This is a genomic window from Bacteroides sp. GM023 (assembly GCF_014750685.1).
Taxonomy (GTDB): domain Bacteria; phylum Bacteroidota; class Bacteroidia; order Bacteroidales; family Bacteroidaceae; genus Bacteroides.
Map to the genome: position 1 here is coordinate 119228 of NZ_JAAXGE010000011.1, position 21258 is coordinate 140485.

At 43.6% G+C, this 21258-nt stretch carries 15 protein-coding genes; 11 read left to right on the plus strand and 4 right to left on the minus strand.

All coding sequences use genetic code 11. The features are described from left to right. Positions 1 to 25: 25 nt before the first annotated feature. From HC965_RS21565 to HC965_RS21580, 4 genes are read left to right on the plus strand one after another with little or no spacing between them, the layout of a single operon-like run. Positions 26 to 1411 carry a DUF5016 domain-containing protein gene (locus tag HC965_RS21565; protein ID WP_191033402.1) on the plus strand — a complete coding sequence of 462 codons (1386 nt, stop codon included), beginning with the start codon at positions 26 to 28 and terminating at the stop codon, positions 1409 to 1411. Positions 1412 to 1446: 35 nt separating this feature from the next. After that, on the plus strand, positions 1447 to 3957 hold the full coding sequence (locus HC965_RS21570) for a family 20 glycosylhydrolase (protein ID WP_191033403.1): 2511 nt from the start codon (positions 1447 to 1449) through the stop codon (positions 3955 to 3957). A gap of 21 nt (positions 3958 to 3978) precedes the next feature. Next, on the plus strand, positions 3979 to 5607 hold the full coding sequence (locus HC965_RS21575; protein WP_191033404.1) for a beta-N-acetylhexosaminidase: 1629 nt from the start codon (positions 3979 to 3981) through the stop codon (positions 5605 to 5607). A gap of 23 nt (positions 5608 to 5630) precedes the next feature. Next, positions 5631 to 6746: an acyltransferase family protein gene (locus HC965_RS21580; RefSeq protein ID WP_191033405.1), complete on the plus strand. Its 1116-nt coding sequence runs from the start codon at positions 5631 to 5633 to the stop codon at positions 6744 to 6746. Between the two features lie 116 nt (positions 6747 to 6862). Here the strand turns inward: HC965_RS21580 and HC965_RS21585 are convergent, their stop codons facing one another. The 3 genes from HC965_RS21585 to HC965_RS21595 are packed head-to-tail and all read right to left on the minus strand — an operon-like array spanning position 6863 to position 10850. Further along, positions 6863 to 8476, minus strand: coding sequence for a hypothetical protein (locus tag HC965_RS21585; protein WP_191033406.1), 1614 nt, complete (start codon positions 8474 to 8476; stop codon positions 6863 to 6865). 3 nt (positions 8477 to 8479) lie between these two features. Beyond that, entirely contained in the window at positions 8480 to 9514 is a 1035-nt protein-coding gene (locus HC965_RS21590; protein WP_191033407.1) for an HlyD family secretion protein, read from the minus strand. 16 nt (positions 9515 to 9530) lie between these two features. Continuing rightward, positions 9531 to 10850, minus strand: coding sequence for a TolC family protein (locus HC965_RS21595; protein WP_191033408.1), 1320 nt, complete (start codon positions 10848 to 10850; stop codon positions 9531 to 9533). Positions 10851 to 10853: 3 nt separating this feature from the next. Here HC965_RS21595 and HC965_RS21600 point away from each other — a divergent pair, with 3 nt between their 5' ends. Further along, a complete protein-coding gene (locus HC965_RS21600; protein ID WP_191033409.1) occupies positions 10854 to 11051 on the plus strand; it encodes a hypothetical protein in 198 nt (65 codons plus the stop codon). 238 nt (positions 11052 to 11289) lie between these two features. On the opposite strand, the gene HC965_RS21605 is transcribed toward HC965_RS21600, so the two are convergent. Further along, positions 11290 to 12138, minus strand: a complete 849-nt coding sequence (locus HC965_RS21605; RefSeq protein ID WP_191033410.1) for an AraC family transcriptional regulator — start codon at positions 12136 to 12138, stop codon at positions 11290 to 11292. A gap of 156 nt (positions 12139 to 12294) precedes the next feature. Between HC965_RS21605 and HC965_RS21610 the strand changes: the two genes are divergently transcribed. The 6 genes from HC965_RS21610 to HC965_RS21635 all read left to right on the plus strand — a co-directional run bounded on the left by HC965_RS21610 (position 12295) and on the right by HC965_RS21635 (position 21245). Continuing rightward, positions 12295 to 13455, plus strand: a complete 1161-nt coding sequence (locus HC965_RS21610) for an efflux RND transporter periplasmic adaptor subunit (RefSeq protein WP_191033411.1) — start codon at positions 12295 to 12297, stop codon at positions 13453 to 13455. Positions 13456 to 13458: 3 nt separating this feature from the next. Then, a complete protein-coding gene (locus HC965_RS21615; RefSeq protein WP_191033412.1) occupies positions 13459 to 16656 on the plus strand; it encodes an efflux RND transporter permease subunit in 3198 nt (1065 codons plus the stop codon). Between the two features lie 53 nt (positions 16657 to 16709). After that, positions 16710 to 18074, plus strand: a complete 1365-nt coding sequence (locus HC965_RS21620; RefSeq protein WP_191033413.1) for a TolC family protein — start codon at positions 16710 to 16712, stop codon at positions 18072 to 18074. Between the two features lie 10 nt (positions 18075 to 18084). Continuing rightward, positions 18085 to 18693 carry a TetR/AcrR family transcriptional regulator gene (locus HC965_RS21625; RefSeq protein ID WP_191033414.1) on the plus strand — a complete coding sequence of 203 codons (609 nt, stop codon included), beginning with the start codon at positions 18085 to 18087 and terminating at the stop codon, positions 18691 to 18693. Between the two features lie 170 nt (positions 18694 to 18863). Next, a complete protein-coding gene (locus tag HC965_RS21630; protein WP_223854976.1) occupies positions 18864 to 19892 on the plus strand; it encodes an HPP family protein in 1029 nt (342 codons plus the stop codon). 348 nt (positions 19893 to 20240) lie between these two features. Beyond that, a complete protein-coding gene (locus HC965_RS21635) occupies positions 20241 to 21245 on the plus strand; it encodes a hypothetical protein (protein ID WP_191033415.1) in 1005 nt (334 codons plus the stop codon). Positions 21246 to 21258: the final 13 nt, after the last annotated feature.

The following is a 21258-nucleotide window of genomic DNA, read 5'->3' on the forward strand; positions in this document are numbered from 1 at the left end:
GAATCGTAAAACTTTAAAAGAAGAAATGATGAAGCACAATATTTTGTTTTTATGGCTGTTGAGTCTGACTGTTTGCTGGCTGACTTCATGCAGCGAAGAGGATAACAGGGTGAAATATCCGTATTCATGTCCCGAAATATCGGGCTTGGAATTCTCGATAACCAATCAGGCGCATGCTGCAGATTCTTTGTACTTTTCTGCGAAGCTCCATGACCCGCAGACTCCGTTGTCTACACTGGAAGTTAAATTGATGGCAGGTGAGACGTTACTGGGTTCACAATCTATCCGCACGAAAGGAAATGATGTTTCGATTGTTGAAAAAGGTGTCTATATTCCGTTTGAGGCAGACCTCGAAGAAAGCCGGGAAGCTAAATTGATTCTGACAGCTATCAATGTGGAAGGTAGCGAGATTACTCAGACTTTTGATTTCCATATCGTTCGTCCGCAAATGCCGGAAGTGCTATATCTTCATTATAACGATGAAGTGGTGGCAATGACCCGGAGCGTGGAGAATCCTTATCTATATCTGACGAATGTATCCGAATCGGAGGACGGTTTTCCGATGGAACTGGCAGGAAAAATTTCGACAGCGGAATCATTGGATGATTCAAAACTGATTTGGGGAGCGGCAGAAGGAAGTAACTCGGCTGTTCTCACTGAGAAAACGGGAGCAAGTTTCACGTTTGACTATCGCGATTGGTTTGTTGAGCAAATCACTTTCAATGTGATGACTTTCAAACTGGGCATTGTCGGTTATCAGAAGAATCTGAAAATTAAGGATACGGAATTGATAGCCAGCGAAGGTTATTTCCGGGCGCAGATTAACTTCACTCAAGGCGAAGAATTTGAAATGAGTGGTTTTGAAGATATAGAACATGCTTACAACCGTGATTTCTTTAGTTATAATCAGGAGACCGGCAAGTTTACCTTCCTGCGTAAATCAGGAACCTGGGAAATCTATTATTCTTCCAAGTATAATTATATTTGGGTAGCACGGATGAGTGACTCGGCACCTGCTTGTTTCTGGCTCGTCGGTCATGGATTTACCTGTGCCCCTGTTTGGAATACGGATTATGATTCCAGTAATGGTTGGAACCTGGAAGATATAGCGCAAATGGGATATATTGTGCCAATAGGTGAACAGAAATATCAGACTACGGTCTATTTGAGTAATACTCATAAATGGGACGCCTTTGAAGTTGAAATTTATAGTGATTTAGGCTGGGGGAAAGCTCAGGGAATGTTGTTGGAAGAAGGTTCTTTATCCGGTGATACGGAGGGTATCGAGATTTCAGCATCGAACGGACTAACAAGTGGAGATGGTTTTGTCCCCGGCTATTATCGTCTCACCTTTGATACTTCTTTGGGTGTAGGAAAAGAAACGTTGCACATTGAACGTTTGGACAATTAATACCTGCGAGGATGATGTATAAAAGTAAAAAGCCTATGAGATATTTACTATGCTGTATAGTGGGAACTCTGTATATCCTAACGGTAATGACCGGATGTAAATCATCCGGTGAAGTGAAATCTCCCGTGTCGTTGACATGGGAGATGGGCACTGCCGAAGTGAAGCCCGGGTATTATGAGAACTCATTTACATTGAAGAATATATCGGATACTCCTTTGGGGATGGATTGGATTATTTATTATTCGCAGTTACCCCGTGAGATTCTGCAAGAAGAATCTTCTCCGGTCAGGGTAGAACTGGTGAATGCCAACTTCTTCAGAATGTATCCGACAGAGAACTTTAAACCACTGGCACCGGGAGATTCGTTGATTGTGACTTTTTGTTGTACTAATGGACTGGCAAAAATATCACATGCTCCCGAAGGTACTTACTGGGTGAGTCAGATAGACGGCAAGCAAGGAACTCCCTTGCCTGTCGAACTAACCATACACCCTTTACTATTTTCCGAATCGGAATCCCGGTATCCCGCACCCGATAAAAATTATGTTTCAAACCAGTTATTATTTAATATAGCCCAGTTGCGGCAAACGGATATTTTTCCGTCAGTAAAGAAGGTGATTCCGGGTTCCGATAAAGAAAGTCTTGTTATAAAGGAGATGGTAGGATTGATTTTCCATGATGATTATGCCAATGAAGCAAAGTTGTTGAAGGAAAAGTTGGTGAATTTGTATAGTTTGGAAGTAGTTGACGATGCACCCGTAACGGTTCATTTGGATTACTTGCCGAAACAGGAAGTTGCTGTAAACGACGAATATTACCGGATGGATGTGAAAGCTGACGGGATACATATTTCTGCTTCTACTGCGCATGGCATTTTCAACGGGACGCAAACTTTATTGTCTTTGCTGAAAGGGCAGAAGGCGCCGTTCACTTTGGAAACTGTATCTATTCAGGATTACCCGGACTTGCCTTATCGGGGGCAGATGCTGGATATTGCCAGGAATTTTACGACAGTGGAGAATGTGAAGAAACTGGTGGATGTTATCTCGTCTTACAAACTGAATGTCCTGCATTTCCATTTTTCGGATGATGAAGGCTGGCGTTTGGAAATTCCGGGTTTGGAAGAGCTGACTTCGGTTGGAGCACGCCGCGGACATACGACGGATGAGAGTGAATGTCTGTATCCCGGATATGACGGAAATTACGACCCCAATGCCAATACGTCCGGGAACGGATATTATACCCGTGAGGAATTTATTGATTTATTGCGCTATGCAGCCGAAAGGCATGTGCGTGTGATTCCTGAGATTGAATCTCCGGGACACGCCCGGGCGGCAATCGTATCTATGAAGGCACGATATAATAAATATGTAAACACTGACCCGGAAAAGGCGAACGAATACTTGCTAAGTGATGCACAGGATACTTCCCGCTATGTTTCAGCACAGTCATATACGGATAATATTATGAATGTGGCATTGCCATCCACTTATCGGTTTATGGAGAAAGTTATCAGTGAGGTGGTAGCTATGTATAAGGAAGCGGGTGTGCCGTTGGCTACTATTCATTTAGGCGGTGATGAAGTTCCTGATGGTGCATGGATGGGTTCCCCTGTTTGTCAGGCGTTTATGAATGAACGTGGAATGACTAATGCGCACGAACTGTCCGAGTACTATATTACGAAAATGGTAGGTTATCTGCAAAAGTTTGATTTGCAGTTCAGTGGTTGGCAGGAAGCGGCGTTGGGACATCCCGAAGCTACCGACCAGTATCTGAACCAACGGGCAGCAGGCATCTATTGCTGGAATACAGTTCCCGAATGGGAATCGGATGAAATACCCTATCAGATAGCCAACAAAGGATATCCGGTGATTCTCTGCAATGTGAATAACTTCTATATGGATTTGGCTTATGATGCCCATCCGGACGAAAGAGGACTTCTGTGGGCAGGATATGTCGATGAATCCAAAAGTTTTTCCATGCTTCCGTATAGCATCTATCGTTCTTCGCGCACTGATATGGCGGGCAATCCTGTCAATTTGGATATTGCCGGAAAGAGGAAAACAACCTTGACAGCTTTAGGCAAAGAACGGATTGTGGGTGTACAGGCGCAACTGTTTGCAGAGACTATCCGGGAATTTCAGTGGGTGGAATATTACATATTCCCCAAGATTCTCGGATTGGTAGAACGGGGATGGAATACGCATCCTGCCTGGGAAAAACTGTCGGGAGAGAAAGAACAACAGGCTTTCAACCGGGATTTGGCGCTGTTCTACTCCAAAGTCAGTGACAGGGAAATGCCATACTGGGCATCCCGGAACATCAACTTCCGTCTGCCTCATCCCGGATTGTGCATAAAAGAAGGTATGCTATATGCCAATACACCTATCCGGGGCGGAGAGATACGCTATACGACGGACGGAACAGAGCCAACCCTTCATTCGGAACTTTGGCAGGCACCTGTAGCCTGTGATGCTACTACCGTCAAGGCAAAACTGTTTTATTTAAATAAGGAGAGTGTGACCAGCACTCTCAAAAAGAATTAATTCCTAAAAAGTAGATAAGTTATGAACTATTATAAGATAAAAAGAAGCAGTATATTATTCCTGATAGGGATATGTGCGATTACATCATTGTCATGCAATGACAATGATAACGGCGGATACCCGGAACGAGTACCCACCCGTCTGTCTGTGATGCCTTTGCCGGAGAGGGTAGACTATAAGGAAGCAGTAGCCAACCTTCCGCAGAGTGTGACTGTCAGCCAAAGTATCCCGGCTTCCATATTTCAATTACTGAAATCTACACTGGAAGATAAATTATCTCTTTCTGTCAATGAATCTCCCAACGATAATGCATTCATCCGGGTAAAACAGGAATCGGACCTGGCTAAGGAAGCCTATCGGCTGACTGTGACCAAAGAAGGCGCCTGTGTGTATTATTCAACGGAAACAGGACTTCTTTGGGGAATTCAGACACTGCGCCAAGCACTGGAGCAAGCTAACTTTTTCACTTCGGGAAATGCGAAATATCTTCCGATAGTAGATATCAAGGACGCTCCCAAATATGCCTGGCGTGGTTTCCATATAGACGTTGTCCGCCATATGTTTACGGTAGATTATTTGAAAAAGGTTATAGATTGTTTGTCATTTTATAAGATAAATAAACTACATTTGCATTTGACGGATGACCAGGGTTGGCGCATCGAAGTAAAAAAATACCCGTTGTTGGCGCAGGAAGGTAGCTGGCGTGACTTTGACGAGTATGATAAAAGATGTGTCGAGCTTTCTCAGCAGGACTATAATTATGAGATAGACCCTCGTTTTGTGAGAAATAGTTCACAATATGGTGGCCACTATACGCAGGAAGAAATGAAAGGATTGGTTAGTTATGCTTTGGAAAGAGGTATAGACATTGTTCCCGAGATAGATATGCCGGGACACTTTTCAGCAGCCATCAAGGTATATCCTGAACTATCATGCACAGGAGAAGCCGGTTGGGGGGAAGAATTTTCTTACCCTATCTGTCCGTCCCGACCGGAGAACTACCAGTTCGTACAATCTATCATTGACGAGATGGTAGAGATTTTCCCTTCCGAATATTTCCATATAGGAGCCGACGAAGTGGAAAAGGATAACTGGGAACAATGCGAGGTATGCCAACGGCTGATGCAACAGGAAGGTTGTCAGAAAGTCGATGAACTGCAAAACCGCTTCGTGAAGATTATGACGAACTACGTGAAAGGCAAAGGCAAAAAAGTGATGGGCTGGGACGATGCTTTCCTTGAAAAAGAACCGCAGGATTTGATTTATACCTATTGGCGTGACTGGTTGCCCGACCAACCGGGAAAGATTACTCAGGCAGGGTATCCAATCATATTCATGGAATGGTCTCGCTTCTATTTGAGCGCGACGCCTTCGGACGAATTGCTGGGTTCTCTCTATAATTTTGAATTCGACCCACAGTTCCCGGGTATTGTGAAACAGAATGTATTGGGTTTCCAGGCATGCGTATGGACGGAAATGATTCCTAATGAACGGAAGTTCGGTCAGCATGTATTCCCGTCTCTTCAGGCTTTTTCGGAATTGGCTTGGGGAAGCAACCGCAACTGGATTGACTTTACCAATCGTCTGAAGTGGCATATTAAGTGGTTGAACGCTAACGGCTTCTACTTCACCAAACCGGGATTTATATAATTAAAACATAATAAGAGATTGATATGAAATCAGAACGTTTACTTTCTTTGGATGTGCTTCGGGGAATTACCATTGTCGGAATGATATTGGTGAACAACCCCGGAACGTGGGAATCTATCTATGCTCCTTTGCGACATGCAGAATGGAACGGACTGACCCCTACGGATTTGGTTTTCCCATTCTTCATGTTCATTATGGGAGTCTCCATGAGTTTTGCCCTGTCCAGGTTCGACCATCACTTCAGCCGTAGTTTTGTTACCAAGTTGCTACGGCGTACTGTGATATTGTTCTTGTTGGGAGTCTTTCTCTCCTGGTTCTCCTTAGTGTGCTTTGGTGTGGAACATCCTCTTGAACATATACGTATCCTGGGCGTATTGCAACGGTTGGCATTAGCTTATTGCTTCGGCTCCTTGTTGATTATGAGTGTCCGTCGTCCGGTGAATCTGGCATGGATTTCAGGCATACTCCTGATAGGATATTATGTCTTGCTGATGTTAGGAAACGGTTTTGACCTATCTGAACAAAACGTAATTGCTGTTACAGACCGATGGATTTTCGGAGAGAATCATATGTACCGCGAATGGTTACCCGATGGTAGTCGTATCTTTTTCGACCCGGAAGGGTTGTTGAGTACTTTGCCTTGTATTGCTCAGGTAATCATCGGCTATTTCTGTGGAAACATATTAAGGGAAAAGACTGAAATTCAGCATCGGCTCTTGCAAATCTCTATCCTGGGAATTATTCTTTTATTTGCCGGACTATTGTTCAGCTACGGCTGTCCGTTGAATAAAAAGGTGTGGAGTCCGACTTTTGTGTTGGTAACCTGCGGTTTTGCTTCCCTGTTTCTGGTATTCCTCACTTGGCTGATTGATATCAAGAAACAACAGAAGTGGGGATATGCTTTCCATGTCTTCGGAACGAACCCGCTTTTTATCTATGTGGTTGCTGGAGTACTGGCTACTGTGTTGGCGGTGATTCCTGTGGGAGATACAAGTCTGCAAGGGAAAATATATCAGTCGATAGTAGCGGTTTTCCGGGATGCTTACCTGGCTTCTTTGATTTACGGACTTCTGTTTATCGGATTTAATTATCTGATTGTATTAGTCTTGTACAAGAAGCGGATTTTTATCAAAATATAGATAGAGGTATATAGAACATTAATTGTTCTTATTGATAAGAAAGAGGTGGGTACTAATGAAGTGCCCACCTCTTTTTTATATAACTATCTGAATACCCTATTTCGGATTTCTGTTATCTACTTATCTTTTTTCGACAATACATGCGTCGTACGCCAAAAAGTGCTTTTAACTTCGTTGGCTACTTCTCTCCAACTCGGCATACTCTTCAAGGAACGGCGAACCGGAAAATCATAAAGCAGCAATAACAAGAATAAGAAGATACAGGCATAAGCTACCCAGCCATAAATCTGCTTGATACTGACTTCCATCATCTGACTGATAAACTCTTCCATATAATGACCGAGATTAAACGGACTACTGCTGAAAGACACATGGTCGATTGCCGACCCATAACGTGCCAGGTTATCAGGAACATAATAAGCCAGTCCCTGTGCATACACAGCACAACCCAATACGCCGCCAACTACCATATGAAGCATATTAAACACGCTCAAACCCTGAAAGAAGTGCTGAAAAGTCATAATCTCTTCCAGGCAGACCATGAAAGTGGCACTCAACACAGCATAGGCAAATCCCCGGCACAGGGTAGGCAGATAAAGCTGTGAAATATGAATATCGGTAGATAATGTCAGGTAGAATCCTATCAGATAACCGATAAGACCCAAGAAACCGACGATGACAAGCCGTACATAATTATATTGTTTGACATGCATCCACCAATAGGAGAACACACAGCCGCATACGATACCAATAATCGCAAACCAGTCTAATTGTACGCTTACCAGTTCTTCATACTTCATCACTTCTTCATAGAACACTTCCTCCAATACATGTTCCGTTGCAAGAAATGCTTCCACTAATGTAACCAACCCCAATAAAGGCCAAAAATAACGATAACTCCACATCTTAGGCTCCAGGAACGGATGGCGGATAGTCATCATACGCCAAATACAAAAAAACAGCGTAATGATAATTGCTAGCGACAACTGTCGAATCACCGGACTGTTCCACCAGTCATACCAATCGCCATAGTTGAAAAGGAACGCAATCTCTGCCAATAAAGCCGCCCATAACGCTGCTCCCAGCCAATCGATCCCGAATAAGGGAAACTTGCGCATGAACCGGAAATGCTTCACACAAACGATCTGTATCAACAGAACGATTATCATCAATCCTGCAATGAAAAGATTCATATACGTCCAATGATAATGATACATTAAATAAGTCGTTATCAAATCGGATAACTGGATACTACCTAAAACAACGATATGAAGCCAGGGAAAGAAAACGGTAAAATCCCGTTTGGGCGTCATCCACAACTGAATGTTGGACATACATTCAAACGTTCCCTGAATCTTGCACATTCCTTCAATGAAACATATCAGCCACAATAACGGAAGAAAAGTAATATGCGGCGCTATCAGGTTGCAAAGCAATACCCCCAATGCAGCCGATGTAAGCAGCGTCTTATTCGTAAAACGGAACTTCATGCGGAACAACAAAGGGAAATAGATGGCCATACCTGCAAGATTGGCGTACATACACATCAATATATCCTCACGCATCAATGCCATTCCTCCGACCATATGATTCAATGCTCCCAAATACACACCACCCGAAAGTTGGAAAGTGACGGCAATGAACAGATAAATCCACGGCTGTATCTTCCGCGGCACGAAGCTACGGAACATAGGCATTACGAAAGGCCCATTTAAAACAGGTGCTCCCATACGTTAATATTTCACCTCACATTCTACATTGAATCCGGCGCGCAAACGTTTCAAATCTTCCGCCTTGTTTCCTTTCAGACTGATACGAACCGGAATCCTTTGCTCCACCTTTACGAAATTACCGGTTGCGTTATCTTGCGGAATCATTGAAAAAGCCGCCCCCGTAGCGTCGGAGATAGACTCTACCATCCCTTTGAAAGTAACACCCGGCACTGCGTCCGCTGTCATTTCCACGTCTGCGCCTTCCCGGATATTGGAAAGTTGAGTCTCACGATAATTGGCAATCACCCATAAGTCACTGCTGTCCACAATATCGACCATCGTCTGCCCGGGCTGCACCAACTGACCTTCCAAAATTTCTTTTCTTCCCGTAGTGCCGTCACACGGAGCGATAATAACCGTATAGGAAAGATTCAGACGGGCAAGCTCCAGGGCAGCTTCTGCCAGGCGTACACCCGCTTCATTCTGTCCCAATCGGTGTGTCTGTTCGCTCTTTACCAACGAAGTAGATTGCTTGGCACGCGAAACCTGCTCATAGCGTGCTTTAGCCGCTTCATAAGCAGTAAGTACATTATCATACTGTTGCTTTGTCACAGCATCTTCCTTCAGCAATTTCTCAAAACGGTTCAATTCACGTTTGGCATTCTCCATTTGTACACGTACTTCTTCGATGCTTGCGTCGTTCACACTCAGGTTGTTTTGAGTGGTGGCGATACCGATTGTAGTCGCTTGCCGTCCGGCAGTGGCATTTGCTAAATCCGCTTCCGCCTGCGCCACGCGAAGACGAAATTCCGCGTCTTCGATAATAACGAGCGTATCCCCTTTGCGTACCTGCTGATATTCTTCAAAACATATTTTCCTGATAAATCCCGGCACACGGGTATTGATAGGCGTGATATGTTGTTTCACCTGTGCATTATCGGTGTATTCGATATTTCCCAAATGAAGGAACCGGGAACAAACATAAACGGCACCGCCAACGAGAAAACAAAGTATCAGAATATTGTATATAATCTTTTGGGTTTTTCTAGCTATCATAATTTTATTGTATTTTTTAAAGGGTGTGTGTAATATATTTCATTTTATAGTAACTGTAAATCACGTTGATGCGTGCGTTGACCAGGTTCAGGTCGGCACTTAGCTTCATATTGCTGGCGTCGAGCATATCCGTAAGCAACGCAAGGTCATTCTTATACCGATTGCTGGTCACACTGTAATTTTGGTCGGCAAGCTCCACGCTTTTCTCCTGTGTACGAAGGTCGGTGAAAGAAGTCAGGAAATTGACATAATTCGCCTGAACACCGTTTTCTATCTGTTCCTGGGCTAACGAATATTCTTCCTGTGCTTTCCTCACATTAAGTTTGGCCTGCCGCACTTTCTTGTTACTCTTGAACAGAGAAGAAAGATTGTATTTGATTCCTACTCCCACATACCAGTAATTAAAGTTATTATCAAGTACAGGGACTTCAATCGTAATAGGCCCGTCCAAATGTTCGGCGGCTACAAGTGCTATTTTAGGAAGCAGTTCCGAACGCTCCAGCTTCACTTTCTGTTCGTTCATCTTCACCGCCAACTGGGCTTGTTGCAAACCGACATTACTTTGATTAGCCAGCAGTTGCCAGTCATTTTCCGCCAATGCTTTGACTTCCTCGTCCAGTAAAGTAGAATCAGGAATAATTTCTGTCCCGGCAGGCAGATGAAGAGTAGTCACTAATTGATGATTCATAATCCTGCATGCGTCCTGTACCTTTGCCAGTTGCAACTTCAATGTTTCTTTTTGTAACTCATAGCGGGTGATGTCATTTTTCAGAGCCGTCCCTTGCGTGCGCCGTGCTTCCATATTCCGAATCACCTGCTCAGTCAAATCAAGATTCTTCTGCAATACCTGTACCTGATTATTCAACTTGTATAAATCCAGGTAGTAACCAGTCAGAAGAAAGCGTATCTCCTGTCGATTCTTCTGCCAGTCCAAAGCAGCCATCTGTTGCCCCAGTTCCGCCAAAGAAATACTACTGTTGATAGCTCCGCCCGCATAAATAACCTGTTGTGCTTCCAACGCAAAATTATTACCAAAATGTGGCATAGTTATATTCTGCCCGTTCTTGAAGTCACGGTCCCATAAATACCCGTCACCCAGGTAACTGAAAGAAAGTGATGCCCCTATGTCCGGCAAACGCTGTGCCCTGGCTGCTTTCAAAGCCTCATCGGCAGCTTCCTTTCCGGTTTTATACGTTTGAATACTTTGGCTGTTCTCGTCTGCCAGGCGGAACATCTCATTAATGCCCAAAACCTTTCTGTCAAGCGTTTGGGCGGATAGACCCTGACTGCATAGTACGACGCATAGCGGCACTATGAGCCATCTTTTTTTGCTCATAAAATGAAAAGAAATTTAATTGATAATGGTAAATATACGCTCCTGTATCATGCCACTCCCGAAGAGCCGGCATTTCGCGTCGTGATAAGTAGAATTCTTAGGAAGGTTATCAAATTTGTACAGCTACGCCCCAACCGTGGAAGTCGTGCATCTTATTCTCATAGCGAATGGAAGTTTGATAATACTTTGATTTCATTTTGATACCTGTTTTTCTATTTCGGTTTGCAAAATTATAAAAAATATCAGGTAAGTTGTAACTCTATATATACGTAAATATAATGTTTTTTAACGGTTGCGCAGCCAAATACCATGTAGAAGAAATGAGTGAAAGATGTACTATAACCACCACAGTCTAGTACTTGATTTGTGATTACCATCTACTTGGTTTACTTAAAAGATGTACAGCCTTTGGATGATAGATATACTTATAATTGATTGTTTATATTGAATATTTACTCTGATACTCCTTTGGCGATATACCCTCATGCCGTTTGAAATACCTTCCCAAGTACGACTGGTCTGGGAAACTTAATCGGTCGGCTATTTCCTGTATTGTCAGTTCGGCAGACTGAAGCAGTACCTTTATCTCCAGGATAGTGAAATCGTCAATAATCTTTTTGGCGGAATCTCCCGTTACGCTTTTGCAGATACCGGTCAGATACTTGGTAGAAATACAAAGCTTATCGGCATAAAAAGTCACTTCCCGCTGGGAAGTACAATTAGTATGCACTAATGCAATAAAGTTTTTGAAGATTTCATCCTGCCGGCTTCCACCTTCTATTTCCTGTGCATCGAAATGGCGATAACATTTATCATAAATATCGAGCATGAAGGATTGAAGATGATTCTTGGCTATTTGGTTTCGGAAGCGATTCTCACGGTCTTTGTAGATGGCAGTCGTAGCACGTATTAGTCCGTTGATGGCTCCGGTATTCTCTTCCGGGAGAACGTAGCATGGATGTTCCTTTATAAACCGGAAAAAAATCGGTTCGAAACGCATACAGGCTTCTATAAACATCTCTTTGGGAAATCCGAAAAAGGAAGCTGTGAAATCGCTGCTGCTTCCATTGATACGGATAATGGTTCCCGGCAGAAGTACTAATTGAGTATTTTCTACTACTTCGTAATCTTTCAAGTCAATCGTGACATGTGCCCATCCTCTGCGACAGAAGTAAATGGCACCCCCTTCCAGTTTCCACAGGTGGTGCATGATAGGAGCTAACTCCTCATCAATTCCGGCGATGAAGGGTTCGCGAAGTACGGCTAGGTTAGAGTTTCTTTGTTCCATATAGGTTTCTCTTTTTGCGGGCAAAAATAGGGATTTTTTGCTAAATATTAGCTTTGGTGTTCCGAAAATGAACAAAACTGAAGACACTATGTCTAGTTTTCTGTGGTAAAAAGAGTCTACCTTTGCCGCGTTCAAAATTTAAAAATAGGTAACACAATGAGTAAAAAGATTAGTAAAGTGAAGCAGGGACTATTGTTACTCTGCTGTCTGATTGCTGCGACAGGCTGTAAGCAAGCTCCACCGGCACAAATGGAGGCTGAATACGAAGTAATGACTGTATCTCCGGCCGACCGGATGATTTCGAGCGCGTATTCGGCGACCATCCGTGGACGTCAGGATATAGACATTTATCCCCAGGTAGGCGGTACGCTGACCAAAGTCTGCGTGACAGAAGGTCAACGGGTAAAGAACGGTCAGACACTGTTCATCATCGACCAGGTGCCATACGAAGCAGCCTGGCAAACTGCAGTGGCAAACGTTGAGTCTGCACAGGCTTCCCTGGCTACCGCACAACTGACTTATGACAGTAAAGAGGAACTGTATAAGGAGAATGTAGTTTCCTCTTTCGACCTGAGTACGGCGAAGAACTCCCTGCTGGCTGCCAAAGCACAGTTGGCACAGGCAAAAGCCCAGGAAGTGAGTGCCCGCAATAACCTTTCTTACACAGTAGTGAAGAGCCCGGCTGACGGAGTAGTAGGTACATTGCCCTATCGCGTGGGAGCCTTGGTTAGTTCCAGTCTTCCCGAACCGTTGACAACCGTTTCCGACAATTCGGATATGTACGTTTACTTTTCTATGACGGAAAACCAGTTGCTGGGACTGATTCGCCAGTATGGTTCTAAAGAAGAAGCATTGAAAAGTATGCCGGCTATCGACCTTCAGTTGAATGACAAATCATCTTATTCCGAACAAGGACAGATTGAGTCCATCAGTGGAATAATCGACCGTTCAACGGGTACTGTCAGTCTGCGTGCCGTATTCCCGAACAAAGACGGATTGCTGCATAGCGGTGGCGCGGGAAATGTGATTGTCCCTGTTCAGAAAGCAGGCTCTTTGGTTATTCCGCAGGGGGCTACCTTCGAAATCCAGGACAAGAGATATGTGTATAAAGTAGTGGACGGCAAAGCACAGGCAAACTTGATTCAGGTGACACGTGTAAACGGCGGACGTGAATTTATTGTTGACGAAGGGCTGGTACCGGGAGACGTAATCGTAGCGGAAGGCGTAGGATTGCTCCGTGAAGGTACACCGATTAAAGCCAAGACAGCACAGACTGCCGCTCCAACAACTACTGAAAATCAAACAAAGGAGGATTAATCCATGAATTTAAGAACCTTTATTGAACGCCCCGTATTATCGGCAGTGATTTCTATCACGATTGTCGTAGTGGGTATCATCGGGTTGTTCAGTCTACCCGTTGAGCAATATCCCGATATTGCTCCGCCTACCATCATGGTGAGCACCAATTATTATGGTGCCAGTGCGGAAACTTTGCAGAAGAGTGTAATCGCGCCGTTGGAAGAAGCTATCAATGGTGTGGAAGACATGACATATATGACCTCAACGGCTACCAATGCCGGTACGGTAAGTATCACTGTTTACTTCAAACAGGGAACAGACCCGGACATGGCGGCTGTCAACGTGCAGAACCGCGTATCGCGTGCTACGGGACAGCTTCCGGCAGAAGTAACGCAGGTCGGTGTGACCACTTCCAAGCGTCAGACCAGTATCCTGCAGATGTTCACGCTTTCCAGCCCGGACGACAGTTATGATGAAAACTTCCTGTCCAACTATCTAAGCATCAACATGAAACCGGAGATTCTCCGTATCAGCGGTGTGGGTGACTTGATGATTTTGGGCGGTGAATATAGTATGCGCGTATGGATGAAGCCGGATGTGATGGCACAATACAAGTTGATTCCGTCGGACATTACTATGGTGCTTGCCGAACAGAATATAGAATCGGCAACAGGTTCGTTTGGTGAGAACTCCAACGAAACCTATCAATATACGATGAAGTATAAAGGACGTCTGATTACTCCGGAAGAATTCGGGGATATTGTCATTCGTTCTACGGATAACGGCGAAGTGCTGAAACTGAAAGATATTGCCGACATACAACTGGGACAGGATAGCTATGCTTATCATGGTGGTATGGACGGTCATGCAGGTGTTGCCTGTATGGTATTCCAAACGGCAGGTTCCAATGCAACCGAAGTCAATAAGAACATTGACAAATTCCTCGAAGAAGCCCGTAAAGACCTTCCGAAAGGAGTGGAACTGACACAGATGATGAGTTCGAATGACTTCCTGTTCGCTTCTATTAATGAAGTGGTGAAGACATTGATTGAAGCTATCATCCTGGTTATCCTTGTGGTGTATGTATTCTTGCAGGACTTCCGTTCCACATTGATTCCTTTGGTAGGAATTGTGGTTTCGCTGATTGGTACGTTTGCCTTTATGGCGGTGGCAGGATTCAGTATAAACTTGCTGACCTTGTTTGCGCTGGTGCTCGTTATCGGTACGGTGGTGGATGATGCCATTATTGTCGTCGAGGCGGTGCAGTCACGGTTCGACGTAGGATACAGGTCATCTTATATGGCAAGTATCGACGCTATGAAAGGTATCAGTAATGCTGTTATCACCTCTTCATTAGTGTTTATGGCTGTATTTATTCCGGTGTCTTTCATGGGCGGTACTTCCGGTACGTTCTACACGCAGTTCGGTCTGACCATGGCGGTTGCCGTTGGTATTTCCGCAGTTAACGCGTTGACGTTGAGTCCGGCTTTGTGTGCACTGCTGCTGAAACCTTATATAAATGAAGACGGAACGCAGAAGAATAACTTTGCGGCACGCTTCCGTAAGGCATTTAATTCGGCTTTTGACGTGATGGTGGAAAAATACAAGAATGCTGTATTGTTCTTTATCAAACGCAGATGGCTGACTTGGTCACTGTTGGCTTGCTCCGTGGTATTGCTTGTGTTCCTGATGAATACAACCAAGACCAGTTTGGTGCCCGATGAAGACCAGGGTGTAGTATTTGTCAATGTAAGTACGGCGGCTGGTAGCTCGTTGACTACGACTAATGACGTGATGGAACGTGTTGAAAGTCGTTTGATGGGTATTCCACAGGTAGCACACGTACAGAAAGTAGCAGGTTACGGATTGCTCGCCGGACAGGGAAGCTCGTTCGGTATGTTGGTTCTGAAACTGAAAAACTGGGATGAACGTCAGGAAGACGGAGATGATGTACAGGCGGTTATCGGTCAGATATACGGTCGTACGGCTGATATTAAGGATGCGAGTATCTTTGCCATTTCTCCGGGTATGATTCCGGGTTATGGTATGGGTAATGCACTGGAACTTCATATGCAGGATAAGATGGGTGGTGAAGTAACCGATTTCTTTGCGACTACACAGCAGTATTTGGGAGCATTGAATCAGCGTCCCGAGATTGCGATGGCTTATTCTTCATTCGACGTCCGCTATCCGCAGTGGACGGTAGAAGTAGACCCGGCTAAATGTAAGCGTGCAGGTATCACGCCCGATGCTGTGCTGAGTACACTTTCCGGTTATTATGGTGGTCAGTATGTGTCCAACTTCAACCGTTTCTCTAAGGTATATAGAGTAATGATTCAAGCAGACCCGCAGTTCCGTCTGGACGAGACTTCACTGGATAATGCGTTCGTACGTATGTCGAATGGGGAAATGGCTCCCTTGAGCCAGTTCGTTACACTGACACGTACCTACGGTGCGGAAACTTTGAGCCGTTTCAATATGTACAACTCTATTGCAGTAAACGCCATGCCGGCTGAAGGATACAGTACCGGTGATGCTATCAAGGCAGTACAGGAAACAGCGGAACAGTCTCTCCCGAAAGGATATGGCTATGACTACGGTGGTATCACCCGTGAAGAGAATCAGCAAAGCGGTACGACAATGATTATTTTCGGTATCTGCTTCCTGATGATTTACTTGATTCTGAGTGCATTGTACGAGAGCTTTATTATTCCGTTCGCCGTTCTTTTGAGTGTGCCTTGCGGATTGATGGGAAGTTTCTTGTTTGCCAAAATGTTCGGACTGGAGAATAACATCTACTTGCAGACAGGTTTGATTATGTTGATTGGTCTGTTGGCTAAGACAGCTATCTTGCTCACAGAATATGCGGCAGAACGCCGTAAGGCAGGTATGGGGCTGATTGCTTCTGCTGTCAGTGCGGCTAAAGCCCGTCTGCGTCCGATTCTGATGACGGCATTGACCATGATTTTCGGTCTGTTCCCGTTGATGATGTCCAGTGGAGTAGGAGCTAACGGTAACCGTTCATTGGGTACGGGTGTAGTCGGTGGTATGACTATCGGTACATTGGCATTGCTTTTCATCGTGCCTACCTTGTTTATCGCTTTCCAATGGTTGCAGGAACGCCTTCGCCCCGCGCAAAGTGCACCTACAAGCGACTGGAAAATAGAAGAAGACATGAAGGTGAGTGAGGAAGAAAGGTCTAAGGCAGGAAAAGAGTGATAAACTCTTTTCCATCACAGAGTACTCAACGTTTTTCATTTATAACAAGAAATATGAGAAAAATAATAATCTTATCCGCAGCAACACTTGTGCTGAGTAGTTGCGGTATCTACAATAAATACAAACCGGTATCGGAAGTTCCCGAGGGACTTTACGGCAGCGAGTCAGTTGCTGCCACCGATACGGCAAATTTCGGTAACCTCTCGTGGAGAGAGGTCTTTACCGACCCGTACTTGCAGACTCTGATTGATTCGGCTTTGGTACGAAATACGGATATGCAGACAGCCCATTTGCGTGTGAAAGAAGCGGAAGCTTCGCTCTTGACGTCCAAACTGTCTTATCTGCCTTCTTTGTTCCTCGCGCCGGAAGGGGCTGTCAGCAGCTTCGACCGCAGTAAGGCTACGCAGACTTATTCATTACCCGTGACAGCTTCGTGGGAACTGGATATTTTCGGAAAGGTTACGACGGCGAAACGTCGCGCGAAAGCCGCTTATGAACAGAGCAAGGAATATGAGCAAGCCGTTAAGACGCAACTCGTCGCTGCTATGGCAAATACTTATTATACATTGCTGATGCTCGATTCGCAGTATGAAATAGCTATTGCCACTGAATCTGCCTGGAAGGAAAGTGTGAAAACCACCCGTGCCATGAAAAATGCCGGTATGATGAACGAAGCCGGATTGGCGCAGACGGAAGCTACCTATTATAATATATGTACGACCGTGCTTGATTTGAAAGAACAAATCAACCAGGCAGAAAATTCATTGGCTTTGTTATTGGCAGAAACTCCCTACGAAATCCAACGTGGCAGACTGGGAAACCAGCAGTTGCCGCAAAACTTCTCCGTAGGTATTCCTTTGCAGATGCTTGCCAACCGTCCCGATGTGCGTAGTGCAGAGTTTTCACTGGCACAGGCTTTCTATACGACGAATGCTGCCCGTGCTGCTTTCTACCCGTCTATCACATTGAGTGGTAGTGCAGGATGGACAAACAGTGCCGGAAGTATGATTATCAACCCGGGTAAGTTTGTAGCTTCTGCCGTAGCTTCTCTGACACAGCCTTTATTTAATAAAGGAATGAACGTGGCTCAGTTGAAAATAGCGAAAGCCCAGCAGGAAGAAGCCCGTCTCGGCTTTGAACAGACTTTGCTGAACGCAGGTGTGGAAGTCAACGAAGCATTGGTGCAGTATCAGACTGCCCGCGAGAAAGCGGCTTTTTACGAAAAGCAGGTTACTTCTTTGCAGACGGCTGCCCGGAGTACGAGTCTTTTAATGAAGCATGGCAATACCACTTACTTGGAAGTATTGACCGCGCAACAGACATTGCTCAACGCGCAGCTTTCTCAAGTAGCCAATCGCTTTACCGAAATCCAGGGCATGATTACTTTGTATCAGGCATTGGGCGGCGGTCGGATGTAGGGAGGTGTATATGAATACTGAAACACTACGCGGCCGGATACTCGACTATACAAAGCGGGAAATGTCCCTGCATGGTGTCAGTGGACTTACTATGGATGATATAGCCAGGGGAATGAAGATGTCGAAGCGAACGCTTTACAAGCTCTTTCCCAGTAAGGCTTATTTGTTCCGCATCTGCCTTTCTGATTCCGTTAAGACAGTCAGAAGCCATATACAGCAGAAACAGCTACGAATGGATAGTTCATGTATGGATTTGCTTTTTATGACAGCGAACGGATATCTCACATTGTTGTACTCGTTAGGAAAAACTCTGTTGCTGGACATCAACGCGGACAAGGATTATCGCTCTTCCTTCGAACGTGAAGAAGCTTTTTGGCTGCAACAGTTTATAGATGTACTGACGCATTGCAAAATCTGTGGTTATTTGCTTCCTGAAGTCGAACCTGAGAGTTTCGCAACGGATTTGCAGGAGGTAATCTACAAAAGTTGCTTGCAAGGCACTCCGTATGTGGTGCAACGTATGATGAACTATACACTTTTGCGGGGACTTTTCAGAGTAGATGGCATCCGGTATATTGATGAACACCTGGAACCTGATAAATTTAATGTTTGTGTATAAGAAGAGAGAGGTGCGTCCAACGAAAGAAGGGCGCACCTTTTTTAATTACTGAAATTTGTTTATTATCGCAGTTATACTTCTTTTTTCCTTAAAAAGCCCTCTGTCTCACTCTTTTTTCAGATATTTGTGCCCACTTACATAACTGATTGATATAAAACGTCGAAAAGAACATGGACAAAGCAGCAAAGGAACCCTCGTTATTTAGTGATATTCAGCAACGGAAGAGATACTTGTGTGCACTGGTTATGATATTATTGATGATTGGAGTAGCAGAACTATTGCACGAAAAGGAAATCATTTTCCCCGAAATGGCTGCTCTTACCATTGGTATGTGGATTGTTAATAAACGGGTGTGGCGTGTAAGATACTGGCAAATGCTTTTATTGATGACTCTTGGTGCTTGTGCCGGAGTATTGATTGTACTTTATTCTCCATTCTCTTTAGTAGTAAATGTGGCCATTGCTTTCTCATGTGCTGCTGTCGGGCTTTTATTTACCCATACTTCGCTATTTCCATTAATCTCTGCCTGTGTACTTCCCGTATTATTAAAAACTGAAAGTTGGGTTTATCCGCTCTCCGTTTTTGTGATGACATTGATAATCATTGCTGTACAACGATGGATGGAATATCTTAGACTCCGAAAATCTATTGTTTATGAACCGGTGGAACGGAATTGGACAACGGATAGTTTCCGATGGTTGAGTCTGATGATTAGTGTGTTTGCGGTAGCCTGCCTGGCGGTATATACTTCTAATTTTTATTTTATCATTCCACCATTGATTGTTATGTATGTTGAGTTTGTCAATTCAAAAGCCGGATTTCGAAATCGACCTGTACTTACCATATTGCTGTTAGTAAGCGGTTCATTGATAGGAACTATCTTTCAACTGATTGGTTATCATTACCTGGGGCTGCCTGAAACTGTAGTAGCGCTTTTTATTTTTATAGTTCTTTTCACTTTGTTTGAATGGCTTGGCAAGTTCTTTGCACCGGTAGGAGCAATGGCACTTATACCGATGCTGCTTCCAAAAGAGGCATTACCTTGGCTACCTTTTCAAGTACTCATTGGTGCTACAATATTTATCGCGATGGGAATGGTATTTTATCAGCAATGTTATAAATGGTCACGAGCACAGTTGGTCTATTGTTTAATCCCTCATTATTTACTAAGCCGGTTGAATCGGAACAGGAAAGAGTAAAATTATAGCTGATTATGATTTGGATAGTTAGCTTCTGTATGAAATTGAAATATAGGACTTTCTTAAGAGCTTATTAAACAGTATTTATCTTAGTGCTTTTTCTCAAATATTCTCATGCCTATGAGAAAAAATACTCACTATAATGAGAATAAATTCTCAATGCAATGAGTATTTATTCTCACTGAGGTGAGAATGGTTTCTTTTCAGAATATGTCTGAAGTTATTTTTGATGATACAGGAAAAAAACTTTTATTCATTCGTATTTTATTGGCTAAAATAGTATATTTAGGGAAATATTCAGTCATTGTAGGAAATGTTTATTCAGGTATTTATAAATGGATTAATTGTATGAATATAAAAGTAACTCATAAACATAATTTTGCGGATAGAGTGGATAAGCTTTGTCAAGCGAAGTATGAAGATAAAACTTATTATGTGGTAGCCTTGAATAAAGGCAGAATCGCTGTTTTGAATGCCGAACTTGTGCCATTGTGTCTGTTTGACCCGGAAGATATAACAGAAATTCAATCCATATCCATTCATCCTTGTTCTCCTTTTTTTGTGGTAGTAGGAAACGATACAGTCTGTACTTATAACCTGGATGGGAAACTAATAGAAAAAAACAGAGATAATATTGTCGATGTGCGTCATTCTTTTGATGGAAAACTCTTGTGGTGTATCAAAAGAAATAATTCTAAAGAGTTTACCATAGAAATACGTGAAGCTGATAATTTCACCCGGGTGTTGGCTAAGAAAGTTTGTGAGAACGAATTATATGATAGTGAATTTAGCTTGGGGCTACTTCCCGAAAGTAACAAAGTGTATCTTTTATTGGTGGCCGGACAGGATGGTTCATTAATTGGTTTTGCAGAGTTTGAGAATGAAAATATAACCTTTACGTATCCGGAAAGTTTAAATATAGGTAGCGAACCGGTGACTCCTATTTGGGGAGAAAATGAGCATGAGTTTCTATTGCAACAATATACTACGGGTATTTTTAAATATGAATATCCTTCATGTAAACTACTGCAAGAGTATTATTTCCCCGAAGAGACGGAATATATAGGTTGTTCTCATGTATATTTAAATAAGGAAGAAGCTATAATCCAACGTGAGGAACAATTTTGGTTACTCAATCTAAATACGATGAAAGAAGAGGGTTCATGCTATATCGAGGGGCATGAACCGAAAGAAACAAAGTACTTTTATCCTTTATTGGCGGATGATACGAGTATGATGACTGACATATACTATTTAGAACGTTTTGGAAATGACTTAATAGGATTTGCTGGAATCAAAGATAATTATAGTATCTTTCTTTTGCAGGATTGTGGCAAAGAAAATGTGAAATAGTAGGTATTATCGG